Below are 18,588 nucleotides of genomic sequence, written 5' to 3'. Positions count from 1 at the left end.
TTTATTACAGGCACAAAAAATGCGAGCTAAGCTCGCATTTTTTATATTTAGTAATTATACAACAGTTACGATTTTCATTGTGTTAGTTGCGCCCACGGTTTCCATTGAGTCACCGTGAGTAATGATCACTGTATCGCCAGATTCTAAAGAGCCTTGAGCAACTAAAGTATCAAGTGCTGCTTTTACCATACCGTCTTTTTCAGTTTTTGTAGAATCAAAAAATACTGGGTAAACACCACGATAAAGTGCCGTTTGACCTAACGTACTTGCATGACGTGAAAGCGAGTAGATTGGTAAACCAGAGCTAATACGCGACATCAGTTTAGCCGTACTGCCAGATTCAGTTAGTGTGATGATTGCTTTAACAGAATCTAAATGGTTTGCTGCATACATAGCAGAAAGGGCAATTGATTCAGCATTATTAGAAAAGCGACTATCTAAACGATGTTTAGAAACGTGTGTTTCTTTTTGAGATTCAGCACCTAAACAAACACGTGCCATTGTAGCAACTGTTTCTTCAGGGTAATCACCAGCCGCTGTTTCAGCAGAAAGCATTACAGCATCTGTTCCATCAAGAACAGCATTTGCAACATCCATAACTTCTGCACGAGTGGGCATCGGGTTATCGATCATCGATTCCATCATTTGCGTTGCTGTTACTACAGTACGGTTTAATGAACGAGCACGACGAATAATTAGTTTTTGCTTGCCCATTAGTGCAGCATCACCAATTTCAACACCTAAATCACCACGAGCAACCATTACAGCGTCAGACGCTAAGATAATGTCATCAACCGCTTCTTGTGTTTCAACGGCTTCAGCACGTTCAATTTTTGCAAGTAGTTGTGCTTTTGAACCAGCAGCTTCAGCTAGAGAGCGAACGTAGCGCATATCATCACCACTACGAGGGAATGAAACTGCAATATAATCTACGTCAATTTCAGCTGCCGTGATTAAATCTTCTTTATCTTTTTCAGTAAATGCTGGAGCAGTTAAGCCACCACCTAAACGGTTAATACCTTTATTGTTAGATAAAACACCGCCAACAGTTACAGTACAATGTACTAAGTGCCCAGCTACTTCATCAACACTTAGTTGGATAAGGCCGTCATTTAGTAGGAGTAAGTCGTTAGGGCTAACATCGTTAGGTAATTCTTTATAATCAATACCTACAGAGTTAACATCGCCTTCGCCTTTTTCCATTTTTGCATCAAGAGTGAACTTTGCACCCACAGCAAGCGTTACTTTACCTTCTTTAAAAGTAGAAACGCGGATTTTAGGGCCTTGAAGGTCAGCAAGGATGGCAATATGCTTGCCTAATTTTTTTGCAATATCGCGTACAGCTTGCGCACGGTCTTTATGATCTTGTGCAATACCATGTGAGAAGTTTAAACGTACAACGTTGGCGCCGGCGCGAATAATTTTTTCTAAATTGTTATCTCTATCGGTAGCAGGCCCAAGGGTAGCGACTATTTTTGTGCGTCTTAGCATCAAATTCTCCTGTGTGCTTAAGATGTAAGCGGGTTAACGGTTGTTTTGTTATTTAAAATACAAATACAAAAAGGTAAAAATATTTTTAGTTATGGACAATGTTTGTATTATTGCCACTATTTTATACAAAACTATTGTGTCATCATTATGACACCGGTGTCAGAATGCGTCAATGTTCTTAAATTTTAAATAGCATTGCTTTTTGTCACCCTGAGAGCACTGATGTTTGATATAATCGCGTAGCTTATTTTATCTATATTAAAAAAGCATGTTGTATTAGTTATGTGATTAGTCTTTTATGACTGTATCAGTATAATGCACACGGTATTATTTACATTCACTAACCAAATAGTTGTTACCGAGGAGGACACTAAATGCAAGTTGCATTAGTCGGGTTAGGCGTTATGGGGAAAAATCTTGCTTTAAACTTGATTGAAAAAGGGATTACGCTAGTCGCTTATGACAAAAATCCGCATGCGGGTGAAGAGTTATTAAGTTGTGCTAAATCGCAAGGTATGGCCGATAGACTGCATATTGTTTCTGATTTAAGAGACATGGTAAAGCGTTTAGAAGTACCTCGTTCAATCTTACTGCTTGTTCCTGCTGGTGAGCTAGTTGATACAGTTTGTAATGAACTGGTGGATGCGGGCGTTGATTGCAATGACATGATTGTTGATTGTGGTAACAGTAATTATAAAGACGGTATAACGCGTAAACTTAAGTACCAAAATAAATTTGAATTTGCCACTATGGGTATTTCTGGTGGTGCAGAAGGCGCTCGTCATGGCCCTGCAATGATGGCAAGTGGTTCTGAGGGTGGTTGGGAACGTATTGAACCTTGGTTTGAAAAAGTAGCTGCAAGCTATAATGGCGACTCATGCTTTGCGCGTGTAGGCCAGTCTGCGAGTGGTCATTTTGTAAAAATGGTTCACAACGGTATTGAATATGCACTGATGCAATTAATCGCTGAAGTGTACCAATTGCTTCGTTTAGGCACAGGCCGTTCACCCAAAGAAGTGGCTGCTATTTTTGATGATTGGTCAAAAGGTCAATTAAATAGTTACCTGCTTTCGATTTCTAGCCATATCTTATCCCTTGAAAATCAAAAAAATGTTCCGCTTGCGGACTTAATTGATAATAAAGTTGGCGCCAAAGGGACCGGTCTCTGGACTGCGCAAAATGCACTCGAACTTGGTATTGCTGTCCCTTCACTTGTTGCTGCTGTGCAAGCTCGTCATTTAACCAATGCATGCGATACAACTGCCGCACAAGAGATGACCTATGCAACTAAATCAACCAACAACGTTGATATTGATTTAGAAGAGCTAAAAGATGCATTTACGCTTGCAAGCTTATTGGCTTATCGCCAAGGTTTAGCGCTTATAAAGGGTGCATCGCGTACACATCAATGGAAAGTTGATTTATCTAAAACATTACAAACTTGGCGCGCAGGTTGTATTATTCGCGCCGATTATTTAGATAGCGTAGCGCAAGGCGTTGAATTTATTGATTCTCTTGATAAAGAAGCTGCGGCACTTCGTAAGGTAACAGGCCAAGCAATTATGTCTGGCTTAGCGTTTCCAGTGCTTAGCTCATCGCAAACTTATTTAGCGACGTTAACTACACCAAGTAATGGGCATTTAGTACAAGCCCAGCGTGATTACTTTGGTGAACACGGTATTAAAACCCACAGTGGTGAAATGTGCCATTTAACAGATTTAGTAGAGATAGACGCTAAAGTTAGATAATAAGCAGTTGTTTAAAAGTTTAAAGGCACGCTTATTAGCGTGCCTTTTTGTTTTTAGTTGTGCGTTATTATCTGCTTAATTCACCACGTAAATTGTCTTGCATTAAATGGCGAATAGTCTCAATTTCAAGCTTTTGACTAAATAAGTAATGCAACTTAGTTAAACAGGCTTCTAATGTCATATCATATCCACTAATAACACCAATATTTAATAATGCGTTACCTGTTGCATACCCCCCCATGTTTACATGACCTTTTAAACATTGGGTTAAATTAACGATGACCATTCCGCGCTTACTTGCTTCACTTAGCACCGATAAAAATTCTGGATCTTGAGGTGCATTACCCACTCCAAAACTAAGTAAGACCAAGGCTTTAATATTGTCGTTTACTAAGCTTTTAACTACGTCTCGGCTAATACCTGGGTATAAATATAGCACCCCGATAGGTTGAGGCGTTATAGGCGTTACTTGTAGCTCGTTTTCAACGTAAGGGCTAAGCTGACCTTTAATAAGTTGAATACTAATACCAGATAGCGCTAAAGGTTCAAGGTTAGGCGATGCAAATGCATTAAAACCGTCAGCATGGGCTTTTGTTGCTCTATTTCCTCTAAATAGCTGGTTATTGAAAAACAAGCTTACTTCAGCAATCGGATAGTTTGCGGCTAAATACATTGCGTTAAGCAAGTTGACTTGTCCGTCTGAGCGCAATTGTGAAAGCGGAATTTGCGAGCCGGTTACAATCACAGGCTTAGTCAGATTTTCAAACATGAACGAAAGTGCAGAGGCGGTGTACGCCATTGTGTCAGTGCCGTGCAGAACAACAAAACCATCGTATTGTTGATACTTACTTTTAATATCATCAGCAATAAGTTGCCAATGAGCAGGCGACATATCAGACGAATCAATAAGAGGACAGTATTCGTGAATATCAAATAAAGGCATTTCATCACGATTAAATTCAGCGTTGTTGACCACTGTCTCAGTTAAAAAGCCTTCGGCCGGAATGTAACCACGGCTCGATTTTTTCATCCCTATAGTACCGCCAGTGTAAGCGATATAAATGCGTTTGCGTTTCATAAAAAAAGCCCAGTAAAAAAACTGGGCTTAGTATAACGTTAAGCAGCTTCAAATACAGCTGATTAGACGAAGCGATGCACTTTTATTGTGCAACGTCACACACTAGACAGCGTGCATATACACCTTGTGGATCGTTGTAATCTTTAAGGTTTTCAACTTCAGTACTTAATTGGTTAATAACGCTTTGCAAGTTAGCTTGCGTAGCGAGCACTGATGTTTTTTGTGATTGTAGGCCTAACATTGATTTAATCGACGCATTTCCAAAGATATCTTGCATCATTTTTTCTTGCGGGCTTAAATCATGCGTCATTGTTTTAACTTCGTAGTGATTTAGTTTTGCAAGAGCAGCTGCAGCATCAATTGCATTTTGTTTATTACCAAGCTTATCTACCAAGCCTAACTCTAGGGCTTGCGAAGCAATCCATACGCGCCCTTGTGCTATTTTATCAACTTGCTCTGGGGTCATATTACGTGCTTCGGCCACAACATTTAAAAAGCGACCGTATGCTTCTTCAACACTCATTTGAATTATTTGACCCATTTTTTCGTCTAGTGGGCGAGTGATGGAAAAACCTGCCATTTCAGTTGTTGCAACACCATCTGAATAAACACCAATTTTAGACAAGGTTTTTTCAAATGTCATAAACGTACCAAACACACCAATAGAACCTGTTATTGTACTCGGTGCTGCCCAAATTTCGTTTGCTGCAGAGGCAATCCAATAACCGCCCGATGCTGCTACAGAACTCATTGAAGCAATAACCGGTTTACCCGCTGCCTTTAGTGCGAGCACTTCAGCACGAATAACTTCAGAGGCGAACATGCTACCACCACCAGAGTCGATACGAAGTACAACTGCTTTAACTTTATCATCAAGGCGTGCTTTACGAAGAAGGGCTGCAGTAGAGTCGCCACCAATTTCGCCAGCTTTACGTTCACCGTCAACAATTGTGCCCTTTGCAACAACAACGGCTACTTTTTCAGTTAGTGGATTATCAAATGCAATAGGTGGTTTAACTAAGCTTAAGTATTCACGAAATGATACTTGCTTAAATGTTTTACCATCTTCTTGTGTGCCAACTAAGTCGATAAGTTGTTGGCGGATCTGTTGACTTGTTTTTAACGAATCAACCCATTGATGATCTAGTGCATATTTACCAGCGTCACCATTTGCGGCTTGCATTTTTGCTAAATACACATCCATTGTTTCGTCAAAGTTTGATTCATCAAAAGGGCGTACTGCAGCAACATCTTGTTTGTATTCGCTCCAAAGAGCGCCTAACCATACACGGTTAGCTTCTTTCGCTGCATCAGACATGTCATTACGGATAAAAGGTTCTACTGCCGACTTGAAAGTACCAACACGGAAAATATGCTGCGTTACTTCAAGTTTTTCAAGTGCATCTTTGAAGTAAAGTGGGTACATGCCATATCCCTCAATTGCAACGCTCCCGTAAGGGTGCATAGCAATTTCATCAGCATGCGATGCTATATAGTATTGCGCTTGCGTGTAGTAATAGCCTGATGCTATAACTTTTTTACCTGTTTCTTTAAAGCGGTCAATGGCACTTGAAATTTGCTTAAGCTTATTCAAATGTGCTTTAGGCATTTCTTGTAAATCAAGAAGTAACACAGTAATGCGTTCATCTTTAGCCGCTTCATTAATTACTTCAACGATATCATCTAGTAAAATTTCACTTGGTACTTCTGAACCTGATGTCACATCGCTGATAGCTGCTTCAATTGGATCAATGTATGTTTTTTCTTCTACGATAGGACCATTAAGATTTAATCTTAGGACAGAACCATCTTCAATAATTATCTTATCGTCATCGCTCGATATACCCGCAATAAAAACAATTACAAGTAATAAAAACAAAATGTTAAGTACTAATCGACGAGAAAAGTTAATCCCAGCCCAAATACCTTTAAATATTTTTGCTATCAAAATAGCTCCTTAATTTGGTACAGCTAATACGTTTGTCCCATCTTATCCTAGAATAAAAAAAAATTTAACTGCTAAATCGTAACGAAGTGTTTATGAATGTGTTTAAGTGCCCATAAATACAGTATTTTTGAAGTATTTAATAATTTTTTTGCATCAAATTAATGCGCATTAAAAATTAGTTAATTATGTTAAGAGGTTCACAATTAAATGCAGTCAAATATTGCTTATTACTTGCCATTGAAGCAGAATTAGCTAATGTATACAGGTTAGACCAGTTAACGGGGCAGAGGATGTTAGAACAACAACTACAATTAAAACACACACAATTACGTAACCGCTTAGTGATGGGCTCAATGCATACGGGCTTAGAAGAAGGCTGGCATAACCGAAAACGCCTGCGTGCTTTTTATGAAGCACGTGCCAAGGGCGGTACCGCAATGTTAATTACGGGCGGGTACAGCCCTAATTTACGCGGTAAATTGACACCTATTTCTTCCTCATTTAATAGTTATTATGACGTATTTAAGCATCGCGCATATACAGATGCTGTGCATAAACATGGCGGGAAAATTTGTCTGCAACTATTACATGCTGGACGCTATGCATATCATCCATTCAATCAAGCGCCAAGTGCCATACAAGCACCTATTAATCCTTATAAACCTAAAGCTATGTCATTAGGGTCTATTAAAAAAACAATTAAAGACTTTGCGCACTCTGCCTATATGGCTGAAAAAGCAGGGTACGATGGCGTAGAAGTGATGGGTTCTGAGGGTTATTTAATTAATGAATTTATGGCGCCTCATACTAATAAACGCGAAGATGAGTTTGGTGGTAACCTAGAAAACAGAATGCGACTTGCGCTTGAAATAGTTAAAGCAGTGAGAGCAAAAGTATCTGAAAAGTTTTTAATCATTTTTAGATTATCAGTAATAGATTTAATCCCAAATGGCTCAACACCCGATGAAGTGACAATTCAAGCTATTGAACTTGAAAAAGCGGGCGTTGATATTTTTAATACAGGCATTGGCTGGCACGAAGCGCGTGTACCGACTATTGCGAGTATGGTGCCACCTGGTGCATTTAAAGAAGCTTCAAAACGCTTAAAAGATGTAGTTAGTGTCCCAGTAATTGCTGTTAACCGAATTAATACACCTGAAATTGCTAATGATATTTTAACTGCCGGGGAAGCAGACTTAATTTCAATGGCTCGTCCGTTATTGGCTGACCCTGAGTTTTTTAATAAGTATGTAAATAAGCAATCTAAGCAAATCAATATCTGTATTGGGTGTAATCAAGGTTGTTTAGATCACGTGTTTAAGAATAAACGTGCTACCTGTTTAGTTAATCCACAAGCTGCATTTGAGCTAGATTACCCATTAGAGCAAGCGACTAAAGCTAAAAATGTATTGGTAGTGGGGGCCGGTCCTGCTGGTTTATCGGCAAGTTGCTATTTAGCGCAAAAAGGCCATCACGTCACGTTAATTGATCAAAAAGAGCAGATGGGTGGCCAATTTAATTTAGCTATGCAAATACCCGGTAAAGAAGACTTTAACCACACTTTAAATTATTACACTAATGAGTTAGCACGTTTAAATGTGAGTGTTAAATTGGGTAAAGCTTATAATGACAGTATGCTTGAAAGCTATGATGATATTATTTTTGCTACAGGTGTAAGACCACGTGAAGCAACGATTAAGTGTAATGATGGTAAACGTGTTTTTGCCTACGACGAAGTTATTCGTGGCGAAGTAGAGCTGGGTAAATCAATTGCAATTTTAGGCGCAGGTGGCATAGGTTTTGATATGGTCGCATTTTTAAGTGAGCACAAATCACAAACTATTAGCGATTTTAAAACGCAATGGGGCATTGAATGTGAGCCACAACCACATAAAGATGAACGCCAATTATACATGTTAAAGCGAAGTGCAGGGCGCTTTGGTAGTGAGTTAGGCAAAACAACAGGCTGGATACATCGCCAAGTCGCAAAACAACATGGTGTTAAGCAAATTGCTGATTGCCAATATAACAGTTTTGATAAAAATGGTTTATCCATAACTGTTGCAGGTGAGACACAAACCTTACCAGTTGATACTGTTATTGCCTGTATCGGGCAGGTATCAAATAATGAAGTGCTCAAAAATCAACTTGATAATGCTAAAGTACATGTCATAGGCGGTGCTAAACTCGCTTCAGCAATTGACGCTAAGCGCGCGATATTTGAAGCATTGCAAATTGCCCGCAGTATTTAACGAACATAATGCTATATTTGTGCAGTGAAATACTTTTTGTTTTAGTGCGGTCTTGGTTGTTTATAGTCTATAACTAAATAAACAATGAACGAACAGGACACACATGAAAAATAAAATAATTGGTATTTACGATACAATTTTGGGTAAATTATCATTTTTAGATTGTTTACCCGCTTTACTATTTCGTTTGATTTTAGCGCCAGTAATGATTATTGCAGGTTACAATAAACTTGCGATAAGCGGTGAAACCGAAAGTTTTTTTGATAACTTTTTAGCCTCTCCCGACGTTGTTCAATGGTTTGGCAATAGTGAATGGGGATTAGGATTACCTTTTCCCGATTTACTTGCTTTTTTAGCGGGGTGGAGTGAGTTCTTAGGCGGCTGGTTTTTACTGCTTGGTTTGCTCACTCGCTTAGTTAGCATTCCGCTGATGTTCACGATGGTTGTAGCGGCAACATCAGTGCATTGGCATAATGGTTGGTTTGCAATAGCACCTACAAACCCTGATACCAGTGCAGCACAAGTACTTGATTGGCTATCTGTTCCAGGTGCCAAAGAAAGCCTCGATAACTCTTTAGAAGTACAAAACCGAATCGGGATAATTCGTGGATTAGTCGAAGAACATGGTTCTTCCGATTACTTATACGAAAAAGGTAAACCATCGATTTTAAACAATGGCATTGAGTTTTCAGCAATCTACTTTGCTATGCTATTTAGCTTATTTTTTATGGGCGGCGGACGTTTTGTCAGTATTGATTATTGGCTAAAGCGAGTTGCTCTAAAAGAATAACGACTTAACATGTATTACTAACGGCTACTTAAATTATTATTTATGTAGCCGTTTTGCGTTTTAGACTTTCAATATTTATTTTTTCAGCATTAAAATGCTACCCTAACGTTTTTAATTTTAAGGAAATAGCTGTGAACGCAATCGAGCTTCTACTTACCCGTCAATCTGATCCAAAATTAACTGATCCCGCGCCAAATGAGGAGCAACTTGCAATTATTCAGCAAGCAGCATTACGTGTTCCTGATCATGGTTGTATAGCCCCTTGGCAGTTTATTATTGCCCAGGGTGATGCGCGCCATAAATTAGGCGAAATTTATCATCAAAGTGCAGTGACAGAGCTACAAGAAGAAAAAGTAATTAATCGTGCTAAAGAGCTTCCATTTCGTGCACCTATGATTATTATTGCGATTGCAAAATACCAAGAACACCCAAAAGTCCCTCGAATAGAGCAAATACAAAGTGCAGGATGCAGTGTATTGGCAATGCAACAAGCCGCATTTGCACAAGGTTTAGGTGGCGTTTGGCGTACGGGGTATTTTGCACAAAGTCAGGCTGTTAAAAAGGCACTTAATTTGCAAGAACACGATGAAATAGTGGGCTATTTATATATAGGTACGCCGACTGTAGATTGCAAAAAATCGGCTCGCCATAAACCTGAAAATTATTTTAGTTATTTGTAAAATAGTATGAACTTTTCCTAATTCTAATAGTCTTAAATCATTAATGTTGTATATTGCTTAGAGAAAAAATTAATGGTTCGGCTGTGAGAAGTGCTTGGAAGCATAAAGTATAATAATTCTTCTTCAGTTTGTTTTTTAATCGGTTGTTTTTTGATAATGTATGGAAAGTCTTAATAAAAATAACGATAAAGAAGACGAAAACGATGGGTAATTTATTTTTACGTGAAAAAGAAAACTGGTTAGCATGGTCAATCTGGGGTGTTTTGGGAGCTCTTGTCACACTCTATGTTGCTATGAGTACTAATATAGCGCATTTTGCGGCAGGTTCGGCTATTGGTGTATTAGTAATATTAACTTGGTGGATGCAACAATCTAAACGATTTGATTTTGGTCGGGCATTTAAAATATGTTGCTATGTATTAATGTTAAGTCTACTACCCACCCTTATCCTTGTTGTGATACCCAGTGGTGATTTAAATCAATTTGATATGATTTTTCAAAGCATAACGCTATTTGCACTGAGTTTGTTAGCATGTTTGATTTGTTCGTTTATTGCACGAAGACCAAAGCAGTATTACTAACAAGTAGATTATTAATAAATATATTTAATTTTTTACTCACTAGAGTGTATTAGTTCTTTACAAGCAATGCATTTCACTCTATTATCCGCGCCGTACGGAGAGATGGCAGAGTGGTCGAATGCACCGGTCTTGAAAACCGGCATGGGTTTATAGCCCATCTAGGGTTCAAATCCCTATCTCTCCACCATTATTTAAAAAACCGCCTTATTGGCGGTTTTTTGCTATGTGGAACTAAAAATGACAAAACAAATTCAATCAATCCCACAATTACTAATTAAACATACTTTACTATGGACGGTATTTGGTTACTGCTATCAAAGTGCTATTAGCTTATTAGTAAAAATGGCTATAGACGCTCAACCAGAATACCCATTAATTACCGCTTTAATTTATGGTGTTGGTTTTAATGTTTTAGCTGCCCATCTTATTACTAAATACGATAAGCATTGGCCAGTTATTGGCTCTGTTTTTATCGGTTGTATAGGGCTGCTTGTCGTGCCATTTTTACTGCTTGGCGAATCAGGATTACTAACAATGCCTCTACTTGTTGGAATTTTATTCAGTTTGCCGCTTTGCAGTTATATTGTTGGCCTAATTAAGCTAAAACTCAGCAAAAACTAGCCCCAAACGCGGTTTATTTTGTGATAGCATAGTCGCGTCTTTTAACTAACAAAACGTGAAAAACACATTATGTCAGATAATTTTACTACAGATGCTGAAAAAGCAAGTTACGGTATTGGCTTACAAATGGGTGAGCAACTTAAGTCTAATCCTTTTGAAGGCTTAAACCTAAATTCAGTATTTGAAGGCATGAAAGATGCGTACGCTGGTAGCGCATTTCAAGTTGAGATCCCTGAGATCCAAGCTGCATTTGAAAAAATCAACGAAGAGATTCAAGCTCGTCGTGAAGAAGAGTCTAAAGTACTTTCTGCAGAAGGTATTTCATTCTTAGAAGAAAACGCAAAACGTCCTGAAATCACAGTAACTGAGTCTGGTCTTCAATACGAAGTACTAGCAACTGGCGAAGGCGAAAAGCCAACAGCTGAGTCTACAGTACGTGTTGATTACCACGGTACACTTATTAACGGTACTGTGTTTGATAGCTCATACGAGCGCGGTGAACCAGCTGAATTTCCAGTTGGTGGCGTGATCAAAGGCTGGACTGAAGCATTACAAATGATGCCTGTAGGTACTAAATGGCGTATCTACGTTCCTCATGAGCTTGCTTATGGTGAACGTGGCGCAGGTGCTGCAATCGCACCTTTCTCAACGCTTGTATTTGACGTTGAACTACACGAAATCATTTCTTAATTTAAATAAATTTTAAAATTAAGAGTTTAAAAAGCCGTATTCGATCTGAATACGGCTTTTTTGTATCTGTAATCTAAGCTTTTATACCAATTCGATTAATTAAGTGGTCTATTTTGCGCTAAGAAAATTGTGTCCATAACAAGGCAAAAATTTCTTTAATTAATTGTTATCACTAATTGCTCCTGCATTGCTCTACCTCCTACATCCATGCAGTCGTATATCAGAATTTTTAACACAGTTAGAGTAAGATTTAATCCCTTAAATTGATTAACTATTATTACGGATATGTATTCTAACAATAAAAAAACCGCATTAATAAAATGCGGTTTATAAATATATAAGCTAAAACGATTTTTGATTATTAAAAATAACCACGAACACCAAAGCGAAAGTTTCTGCCTGGAAGTGGGGCGGTATCTTTAATAAAAGAGGTATGCACAAAGCCTAACTCGTCAGTAATATTATCTACATTTAGATAAAGTTGTGCATCTATTGCGCCGAATCCTAATTGGTAGTTAGCCTGTGCATCGAATAATGTATAACCATCTGTTTTAGTTTCAAAGGCCGTTATATCACTTTGATCAAAGTAATGCGTGCCAGTAAGTGTCAACTGTAAATCACCTAAAGTGTATTGCAGTTCAGAACCTAACTTATTAGCTGGAATACGCGGTAAATTACCTTCATCGTCTTTTAATTTAGCGCGAGTCGAGTCGCCAAATACTTTTACCATAGCGCTTGGTGTTATTTGGTAATGTGCATCAAACTCAATTCCATAAAGCTCAGCGTCTTTACTTGTGAACTGATAAACGGCAACGGCATCGTCATGGGCACCAATAGCTGATTCTAAACCATCCTCTTCGTCAAATACTAATCCTGTATTTTCTTGAAAGTAAAAGTTTTTAATATCGTTATAGAAAAAGTTAACGGTATAACCAAAATCGCCACTAAAACGTCTAAAACTTAAATCTAAGTTTGTTGAGGTTTCTTGTTTAATATTTTCTGGTTCGAAATGTGCTTCATTACCTTCAATGTTATACCCAAGACCTAGCTCATACGTACCAGTGGCAATGTGTAAGCCATTGGATAATAATTCAGCAGAGAGTGGTGCACGTTCTGAATGAGAAATACTCGTCGCAATACTATGGCCTGGTTTATATTGCCAAATAGCGCCAGCAGATACACTTACATTAGTAAAACTTTTGCTGTAACCGATTGTTTCTTCATCGTCATGGTCATCTTCAACTTCGTCGTGATCATGGCCGTGTTCAACTTCTGAAATTTGGCTTTTTATTTTATAATCTTCAACACGTGCGCCCAGCTCTACTGTCACATCACCAAATTCACGTTCTTCTAATAAATACACAGCGTTAGTTGTTGTTACGCTCGCTGGTGTAAATGCTTCTTCACCAATAGCATCGTAATCAGAATCACTGTAATGATAACCAACCATACCGTGCCAATCAGCAAATTTATGCTCTACATTTAAACGTGCTTCTGTCGTTTTATTTGTAAAGGTTGTACCAATTGCACCGTCTTCAATTTCGCTATGCGAATAATCAGTGTAGCCAACACGTAATTTGATTGTTTCAATCCAGTTATTATGCAGTGCGTAACTTACAAGTCCTTGCCAGCGGTCTTGCTCTAAATGAGCATAAACTGGGTCTTCAGCCGTTTCATCTTCATGCTCAGCATGCTCTTCTTCAGTTTCGTCTTCGTGATCATGTTCGTGATGATGTTCATGCCCCGGAATACCGTAATCAGTTTCTATATTGCCATATGAAAAACCAACCGTTAAGTGCTCCCCAACATAGCTAGTACCAAAGTTAACTGTTTCACTATCGATAAAGGTATTTTCTACTGAGTTTTCAATTTCTACATCGCCATCTTCATCAGAGATAGTAAAAGTAGGTGTTTGATAATCATCACCTGTACGTTTTGTACCATCAAAATGAAAATTAAAATTGTTATAACCGCTTTCTAATTTTGCAGCATATGTATTAGTGTTTGATACAGTGTCGTGACTGTATTCTGCCGCGCCCGTTAGTTCATCAATGTTACTAGTAGGAATGCGGTTATCTACTACATTTACTACACCACCAATCGCACCCGAGCCATAAAGTAGGGTACTTGGGCCGCGTAATACTTCTATCTGCTCTGCGGCTAAACTATCGCTTGATGTTGCGTGGTCTGGACCAATACGCGACGCATCACTGCTATCTAAACCATTTTGCATGATTTTAACGCGAGGGCCACCTAAGCCACGAATAATAGGGCTTGAAGAAACAGGGCCAAAGTAGCTGGCGTTAACACCTGGCAAACCCTTTAGCGTTTCACCAAGTGTAGGTTTAGATTTATTTCTAAGCTCATCACCAGATAAAACACTCACTGGAGAAATCATTTCTAGACTATTTTTATGAAGCGCTGAGGCATACACAACAACAGTTTCTACCGAGGTTGGTTTAAGAGAAACGGTTACATTGTTAGATAAACCTGTAACATCTATTCGAGAATCAATGTAATTATTTTTACTTATATGCAGTTGGCTTGCTGTATCAACTTCGATAGAGAATTCGCCAAGCTCATTACTTTTTACGCCTTGTGTCTTACCATGTATATGAATAGTCGCATTTTGAATTGGTTGATTTTTATTATCTGTTACTTTGCCATTAATTGTGGCAGCCAGTACTGAATGAGAACATAAAACAGAAAAAATAGCGGAGGAGATTAATGTTAGCTTTGTCATGGATATATTGGTTCGCGGTTATTATGTTGTGATATAATATAACACCGAGAAATAAACGAATCAACAATGTTATACCATAACTTTTATTTTTGCGTTAAATAGGCTAAAAACACCGATAAACAGTTTTATGAACAATCAAGTATCTATAAATGTAGTCAGTACATTTAATTAATTCGCCTAAAATTATTTATATTTAAATCATATAAACTAATTCATTTCAACAATAAAAAATAAATAAGATATTGTTTATTAAGCACTTAAAAAGTGATTTTCGAACTTTTTATAATCAGAGTGTATCTTTAGATTTACCGTTATTGTTAACAGTTAATTGTTTTGGTTTCAGTGTTGTGTAATTATCCTACCTAGTTTTAAATGCTTTTAGCTTTGCTACTTTAAAGCTCGCTATTAAACCAACACAATAATAGGCACAACATGAATCACATACCTAAAGACGTAAGATTGACACTAATGCTTTGCTGTTTAATAGGACTTGCAGGGTGTAATAATGGAAAAATATCAGAAAAAAAACCGAACAATACAGTCGTTGATTTTAAGAAACAGCTTGTTATTTTTGATTTCGAAAAAAACAATTACAGCGATAATATAAATACCATTAATGCTTCTACTAAACTTGTTGAGCAAAGTGGCAATCATAAATTACAAGTAAATCTATACTCTAAATCACACACCGAAAGCGATTTTGAGTTCGTTAATCCACAAGGTTGGGATTGGCAAGCTATTGGTAACTTTGCCCTTGCGATTGATATTCAAAATCCTAATAGCGCATCCACCCATATTTATGTGAAAACTACCGATAAGTCAGGCAAGTCACAAACACGCAGTGTCGTTGTACCCGGGCACTCAGAAAACACTTATTACATCGAGCTTAAAGGCGCTAACCTTAATATAAACTCAGGCATTCGCTCAAATCCACCCAGTTGGCATAGCGGTTATACACCTATTATTTATAGGGGTGGGCAAAAAAATATAGATGTAAGCAGCATTGTAAAGGTGTCGCTTGGTGTAAAGGGCTTACTTGAAGATAAACGTTTTTTAATTGATAACTTACGCTTGATAAAACCAACTAATTTTGATGTAAATTACCTCAAAGGGTTGGTGGATGAATTTGGACAGAATGCAAAGTTAAACTTTATTAACAAGGTTACGTCAACTGAGCAGCTATTAGTTATCTCACAAAAGGAACAAGCTCAGCTGCAAGCACAACCACTGCAAGGGCGCTCTAAGTTTAGCGGCTGGAAAAATGGCCCGCAATTAAAGGCTACAGGGTATTTTAGAACCGAAAAATACAAAGGTAAATGGAGTTTAGTCGACCCAGAAGGTTATCTGTATTTTTCGACCGGTATCGATAACGTCCGCATGGCAAACACCTCAACGATTACAGGCTACGATTTTGATCAAAGTTATATTAAACAACGCGAAGCTGGCGACTTAACACCCGAAGACTCACTTGGATTAAACCCAGCGCCTGTAGCTGCTTGGCCAACACGTTATCAAAGCTCAAAGCTCAGAGCTGAGATGTTTAACTGGCTACCAAAACAGGACGATCCCCTTGGCGATAATTATGGCTACAGACGCGAAGTACACAGTGGAGCAGTTAAAAAAGGCGAAACGTTTAGCTTTTATCGCGCTAACTTAGAGCGAAAGTATCAGACACATAACAACAATGAATTAATGAAACAATGGCAAAAAACAACCGTTAATCGTATGTTGTCGTGGGGTTTTACATCGTTTGGTAACTGGATAGAAGAGCAGTATTACCATACTAAAAAATTACCTTATTTTGCTAATGCATGGATCATTGGTAACTTTAAAACAGTAAGCAGCGGTAACGATTATTGGAGCCCACTACCAGATCCATTCGATCCTTTATTTGTTGAGCGCGCCGATGTAACACTTGCAAAAGTAGCTCAGCAAGTCAAAAACAGTCCATGGTGTGTTGGAGTGTTTATTGATAACGAAAAAAGCTGGGGCATGATGAATTCAGATACCACACGTTACGGCATTGCCATTAATACACTTAAAAATAATGCCAAAAATAGTCCAACTAAAGCTGAATTTGTACTTTTAATGAAAAATAAATACAGCAAAATAAGTAAATTAAATAAAGCATGGAATACAACACTCTCATCGTGGGATGAGTTTGCAGAGGGAGTGAATTTAACCCAGTTTAACGATCACGTTAATATCGATTTATCAGCGATGTTGTTCCATTATGCTAATCAGTATTTTGCAGTGGTGGATGAAGCAATTACCAAACACTTACCAAATCAGTTAAATATGGGAGCGCGTTTTGCCGATTGGGGAATGACTCCTGAAATTAGAGCCGCCAGTGCAGCTCACGTTGATGTAATGAGTTACAATTATTATCGAGAAGGCTTAAACCAAGAGTTTTGGGAGTTTTTGTCGGATATAGATATGCCAAGTATTATTGGCGAGTTTCATAATGGAGCTCTTGATTCGGGTCTGCTAAACCCTGGACTAATACATACTCAATCGCAGCAAGAGCGCGGATCAAAATACCAAAATTATATGAATAGCGTAATTGATAACCCTTATTTTGTCGGCGCACATTGGTTTCAATATATAGACTCACCTTTAACAGGGCGTGCATACGATGGCGAAAACTACAATGTGGGTTTCGTAAATGTGGCTGATATTCCTTACGAACCACTCGTTAATGCAGCTAAAAATGTGAATAAATCTTTATATGAGCGCAGGTACCGCAATGATAAAAATTAAACACATTATTAACGTTCTAACTGCTTTGTATTTAAGTGCTTTTGGTTTAACGGGGATAGCATTAGCCGAACCAACCGAAAAACCATTGTATGAGCAGGGGCCGTATCAAATATTTAATGAACAAGCGCTTGAGGTACTCAACTTAAAGATGCCATTGCAAATACTTGCCTCTGGGTATGAATGGCTAGAGGGACCCGTGTGGGTAAATCAAGGGGGGTATTTGTTATATTCTGATATACCTAATCATCAAGTATATAAATACACGCCAGGTAAAGGTGTTAGCCTATATCTAGCGCAAAGCGGCTACTCAAATGGCTTATTGGTCAATGCACAAAACGAGCTTGTTCTTTTGCAATCTCGCTCTCGTGTTGTATCTAAAATGAAAGCGCCTTTAAGCGCCCCAAAATCTGATTACTTACCTATAGTAAGTCACTTTAATGGTCAAAAGTTTAATAGTCCAAATGATGGTGCATTTAATAACAAAGGCACACTTTATTTTAGTGATCCACCTTATGGACTTCCTAAGCAGCTAAATGACGAAAATAAAGAGTTAAGTTTTCAAGGTGTGTATTCGGTTAAAGATACAGGAGAAATAACGTTATTAGACGACGAATTAATTTATCCTAATGGTGTTGCGTTGTCGAATGATAACAAAATTTTGTATGTAGCTGCATCGAATGAAAATAAACCCGCTTGGTACCAGTATTATTTAAATAGCAATGGAGGTGTTACTAGCAAATCACTGTTTTATCAGCTGCCACCAATTGCAAAGCACGGCAAAGGATTACCTGATGGTTTAAAAGTACATAAAAGCGGGATTATCTTTGCTACAGGACCCAATGGTTTATGGCTATTTAATAAAAAGGCTGAACTATTAGCTAAAATTACCACGCCAAATATGAGTGCTAATTTGGCATTTAATACTCAACAGAACCGTGTTTATATAACCGCGCATACACAGTTATTAGCGCTTGATTTAAAGTAAAAATAAATCATAAGCCTTTGAATTGTAGTGTTAATTGTTAGTGTTTGTTGGGTTGTTTATATGGGGCAACAAGGCGATACTTTTATATCTGTTAAACAGATCCGGCTCAAGTAAATATACCTTCAGTAAACTGCAAATTTATTTTTGACATTTTGCAGTTTAAAACAATTATCTTTAAAAAGTCTCACAAGTTAATTTCATTTTATTAATGACATGACCTT

13 protein-coding genes and 1 tRNA gene are annotated in these 18,588 nt (G+C 38.0%); 10 read left to right on the top strand and 4 right to left on the bottom strand.

The genetic code is table 11. The features are described from left to right. Positions 1-54: 54 nt before the first annotated feature. Positions 55-1,491, bottom strand: coding sequence for a pyruvate kinase (gene pyk / locus LOS73_RS13375; RefSeq protein WP_007378051.1), 1,437 nt, complete (start codon positions 1,489-1,491; stop codon positions 55-57). A 374-nt stretch (positions 1,492-1,865) separates the two neighbouring features. On the opposite strand from pyk, the gene gndA reads away from it, so the two are divergent. Further along, positions 1,866-3,239, top strand: a complete 1,374-nt coding sequence (gndA, locus tag LOS73_RS13370) for an NADP-dependent phosphogluconate dehydrogenase (RefSeq protein ID WP_007378052.1) — start codon at positions 1,866-1,868, stop codon at positions 3,237-3,239. Between the two features lie 67 nt (positions 3,240-3,306). Here gndA and ansA read toward each other — a convergent pair whose 3' ends face one another. Next, positions 3,307-4,317 (bottom strand): asparaginase, encoded by a 1,011-nt coding sequence (ansA, locus tag LOS73_RS13365; protein ID WP_007378053.1) that lies wholly within the window; start codon positions 4,315-4,317, stop codon positions 3,307-3,309. An 82-nt stretch (positions 4,318-4,399) separates the two neighbouring features. Continuing rightward, on the bottom strand, positions 4,400-6,265 hold the full coding sequence (gene sppA, locus LOS73_RS13360; RefSeq protein WP_457933829.1) for a signal peptide peptidase SppA: 1,866 nt from the start codon (positions 6,263-6,265) through the stop codon (positions 4,400-4,402). A 290-nt stretch (positions 6,266-6,555) separates the two neighbouring features. Between sppA and LOS73_RS13355 the strand changes: the two genes are divergently transcribed. From LOS73_RS13355 to LOS73_RS13325, 7 genes are all read left to right on the top strand, one after another. Next, a complete protein-coding gene (locus LOS73_RS13355; protein ID WP_007378055.1) occupies positions 6,556-8,517 on the top strand; it encodes an oxidoreductase in 1,962 nt (653 codons plus the stop codon). Between the two features lie 103 nt (positions 8,518-8,620). After that, a complete protein-coding gene (locus LOS73_RS13350) occupies positions 8,621-9,307 on the top strand; it encodes an HvfX family Cu-binding RiPP maturation protein (RefSeq protein WP_457933828.1) in 687 nt (228 codons plus the stop codon). Positions 9,308-9,438: 131 nt separating this feature from the next. Next, positions 9,439-9,987: an NAD(P)H nitroreductase gene (locus LOS73_RS13345; RefSeq protein ID WP_007378057.1), complete on the top strand. Its 549-nt coding sequence runs from the start codon at positions 9,439-9,441 to the stop codon at positions 9,985-9,987. A 203-nt stretch (positions 9,988-10,190) separates the two neighbouring features. Beyond that, positions 10,191-10,568, top strand: coding sequence for a hypothetical protein (locus tag LOS73_RS13340; protein ID WP_007378058.1), 378 nt, complete (start codon positions 10,191-10,193; stop codon positions 10,566-10,568). A gap of 96 nt (positions 10,569-10,664) precedes the next feature. Further along, positions 10,665-10,755: transfer RNA gene (locus tag LOS73_RS13335), tRNA-Ser, on the top strand. A gap of 50 nt (positions 10,756-10,805) precedes the next feature. Beyond that, positions 10,806-11,189, top strand: a complete 384-nt coding sequence (locus LOS73_RS13330; protein WP_007378059.1) for a hypothetical protein — start codon at positions 10,806-10,808, stop codon at positions 11,187-11,189. Positions 11,190-11,258: 69 nt separating this feature from the next. Continuing rightward, positions 11,259-11,879, top strand: a complete 621-nt coding sequence (locus tag LOS73_RS13325; RefSeq protein ID WP_007378060.1) for an FKBP-type peptidyl-prolyl cis-trans isomerase — start codon at positions 11,259-11,261, stop codon at positions 11,877-11,879. Between the two features lie 361 nt (positions 11,880-12,240). Here LOS73_RS13325 and LOS73_RS13320 read toward each other — a convergent pair whose 3' ends face one another. Beyond that, a complete protein-coding gene (locus LOS73_RS13320; protein WP_457933827.1) occupies positions 12,241-14,622 on the bottom strand; it encodes a TonB-dependent receptor in 2,382 nt (793 codons plus the stop codon). 468 nt (positions 14,623-15,090) lie between these two features. On the opposite strand from LOS73_RS13320, the gene LOS73_RS13315 reads away from it, so the two are divergent. Both LOS73_RS13315 and LOS73_RS13310 read left to right on the top strand, forming a co-directional pair. Continuing rightward, the gene (locus LOS73_RS13315; RefSeq protein ID WP_457934967.1) at positions 15,091-17,382 is read left to right on the top strand and encodes an agarase; all 2,292 of its coding nucleotides are present in this window, start codon (positions 15,091-15,093) and stop codon (positions 17,380-17,382) included. Beyond that, entirely contained in the window at positions 17,369-18,367 is a 999-nt protein-coding gene (locus tag LOS73_RS13310; protein ID WP_007378063.1) for an SMP-30/gluconolactonase/LRE family protein, read from the top strand. The genes LOS73_RS13315 and LOS73_RS13310 overlap by 14 nt, the downstream gene beginning before the upstream one ends. Positions 18,368-18,588: the final 221 nt, after the last annotated feature.

The sequence above is a fragment of the Pseudoalteromonas sp. SCSIO 43210 genome, assembly GCF_054133285.1.
The sequence above is the reverse complement of the archived record's forward strand: the minus strand, read 5'-3'. Positions and strand labels throughout refer to the sequence as shown.

Coding starts and splice junctions, on each gene's coding strand:
- pyk (WP_007378051.1), bottom strand. CDS start 1,491: ATGCTAAGACGCACAAAAATAGTCGCTACCCTTGGGCCTGCTACCGAT.
- gndA (WP_007378052.1), top strand. CDS start 1,866: ATGCAAGTTGCATTAGTCGGGTTAGGCGTTATGGGGAAAAATCTTGCT.
- ansA (WP_007378053.1), bottom strand. CDS start 4,317: ATGAAACGCAAACGCATTTATATCGCTTACACTGGCGGTACTATAGGG.
- LOS73_RS13355 (WP_007378055.1), top strand. CDS start 6,556: ATGTTAGAACAACAACTACAATTAAAACACACACAATTACGTAACCGC.
- LOS73_RS13350 (WP_457933828.1), top strand. CDS start 8,621: ATGAAAAATAAAATAATTGGTATTTACGATACAATTTTGGGTAAATTA.
- LOS73_RS13340 (WP_007378058.1), top strand. CDS start 10,191: ATGGGTAATTTATTTTTACGTGAAAAAGAAAACTGGTTAGCATGGTCA.
- LOS73_RS13330 (WP_007378059.1), top strand. CDS start 10,806: ATGACAAAACAAATTCAATCAATCCCACAATTACTAATTAAACATACT.
- LOS73_RS13325 (WP_007378060.1), top strand. CDS start 11,259: ATGTCAGATAATTTTACTACAGATGCTGAAAAAGCAAGTTACGGTATT.
- LOS73_RS13320 (WP_457933827.1), bottom strand. CDS start 14,622: ATGACAAAGCTAACATTAATCTCCTCCGCTATTTTTTCTGTTTTATGT.
- LOS73_RS13315 (WP_457934967.1), top strand. CDS start 15,091: ATGCTTTGCTGTTTAATAGGACTTGCAGGGTGTAATAATGGAAAAATA.
- LOS73_RS13310 (WP_007378063.1), top strand. CDS start 17,369: ATGATAAAAATTAAACACATTATTAACGTTCTAACTGCTTTGTATTTA.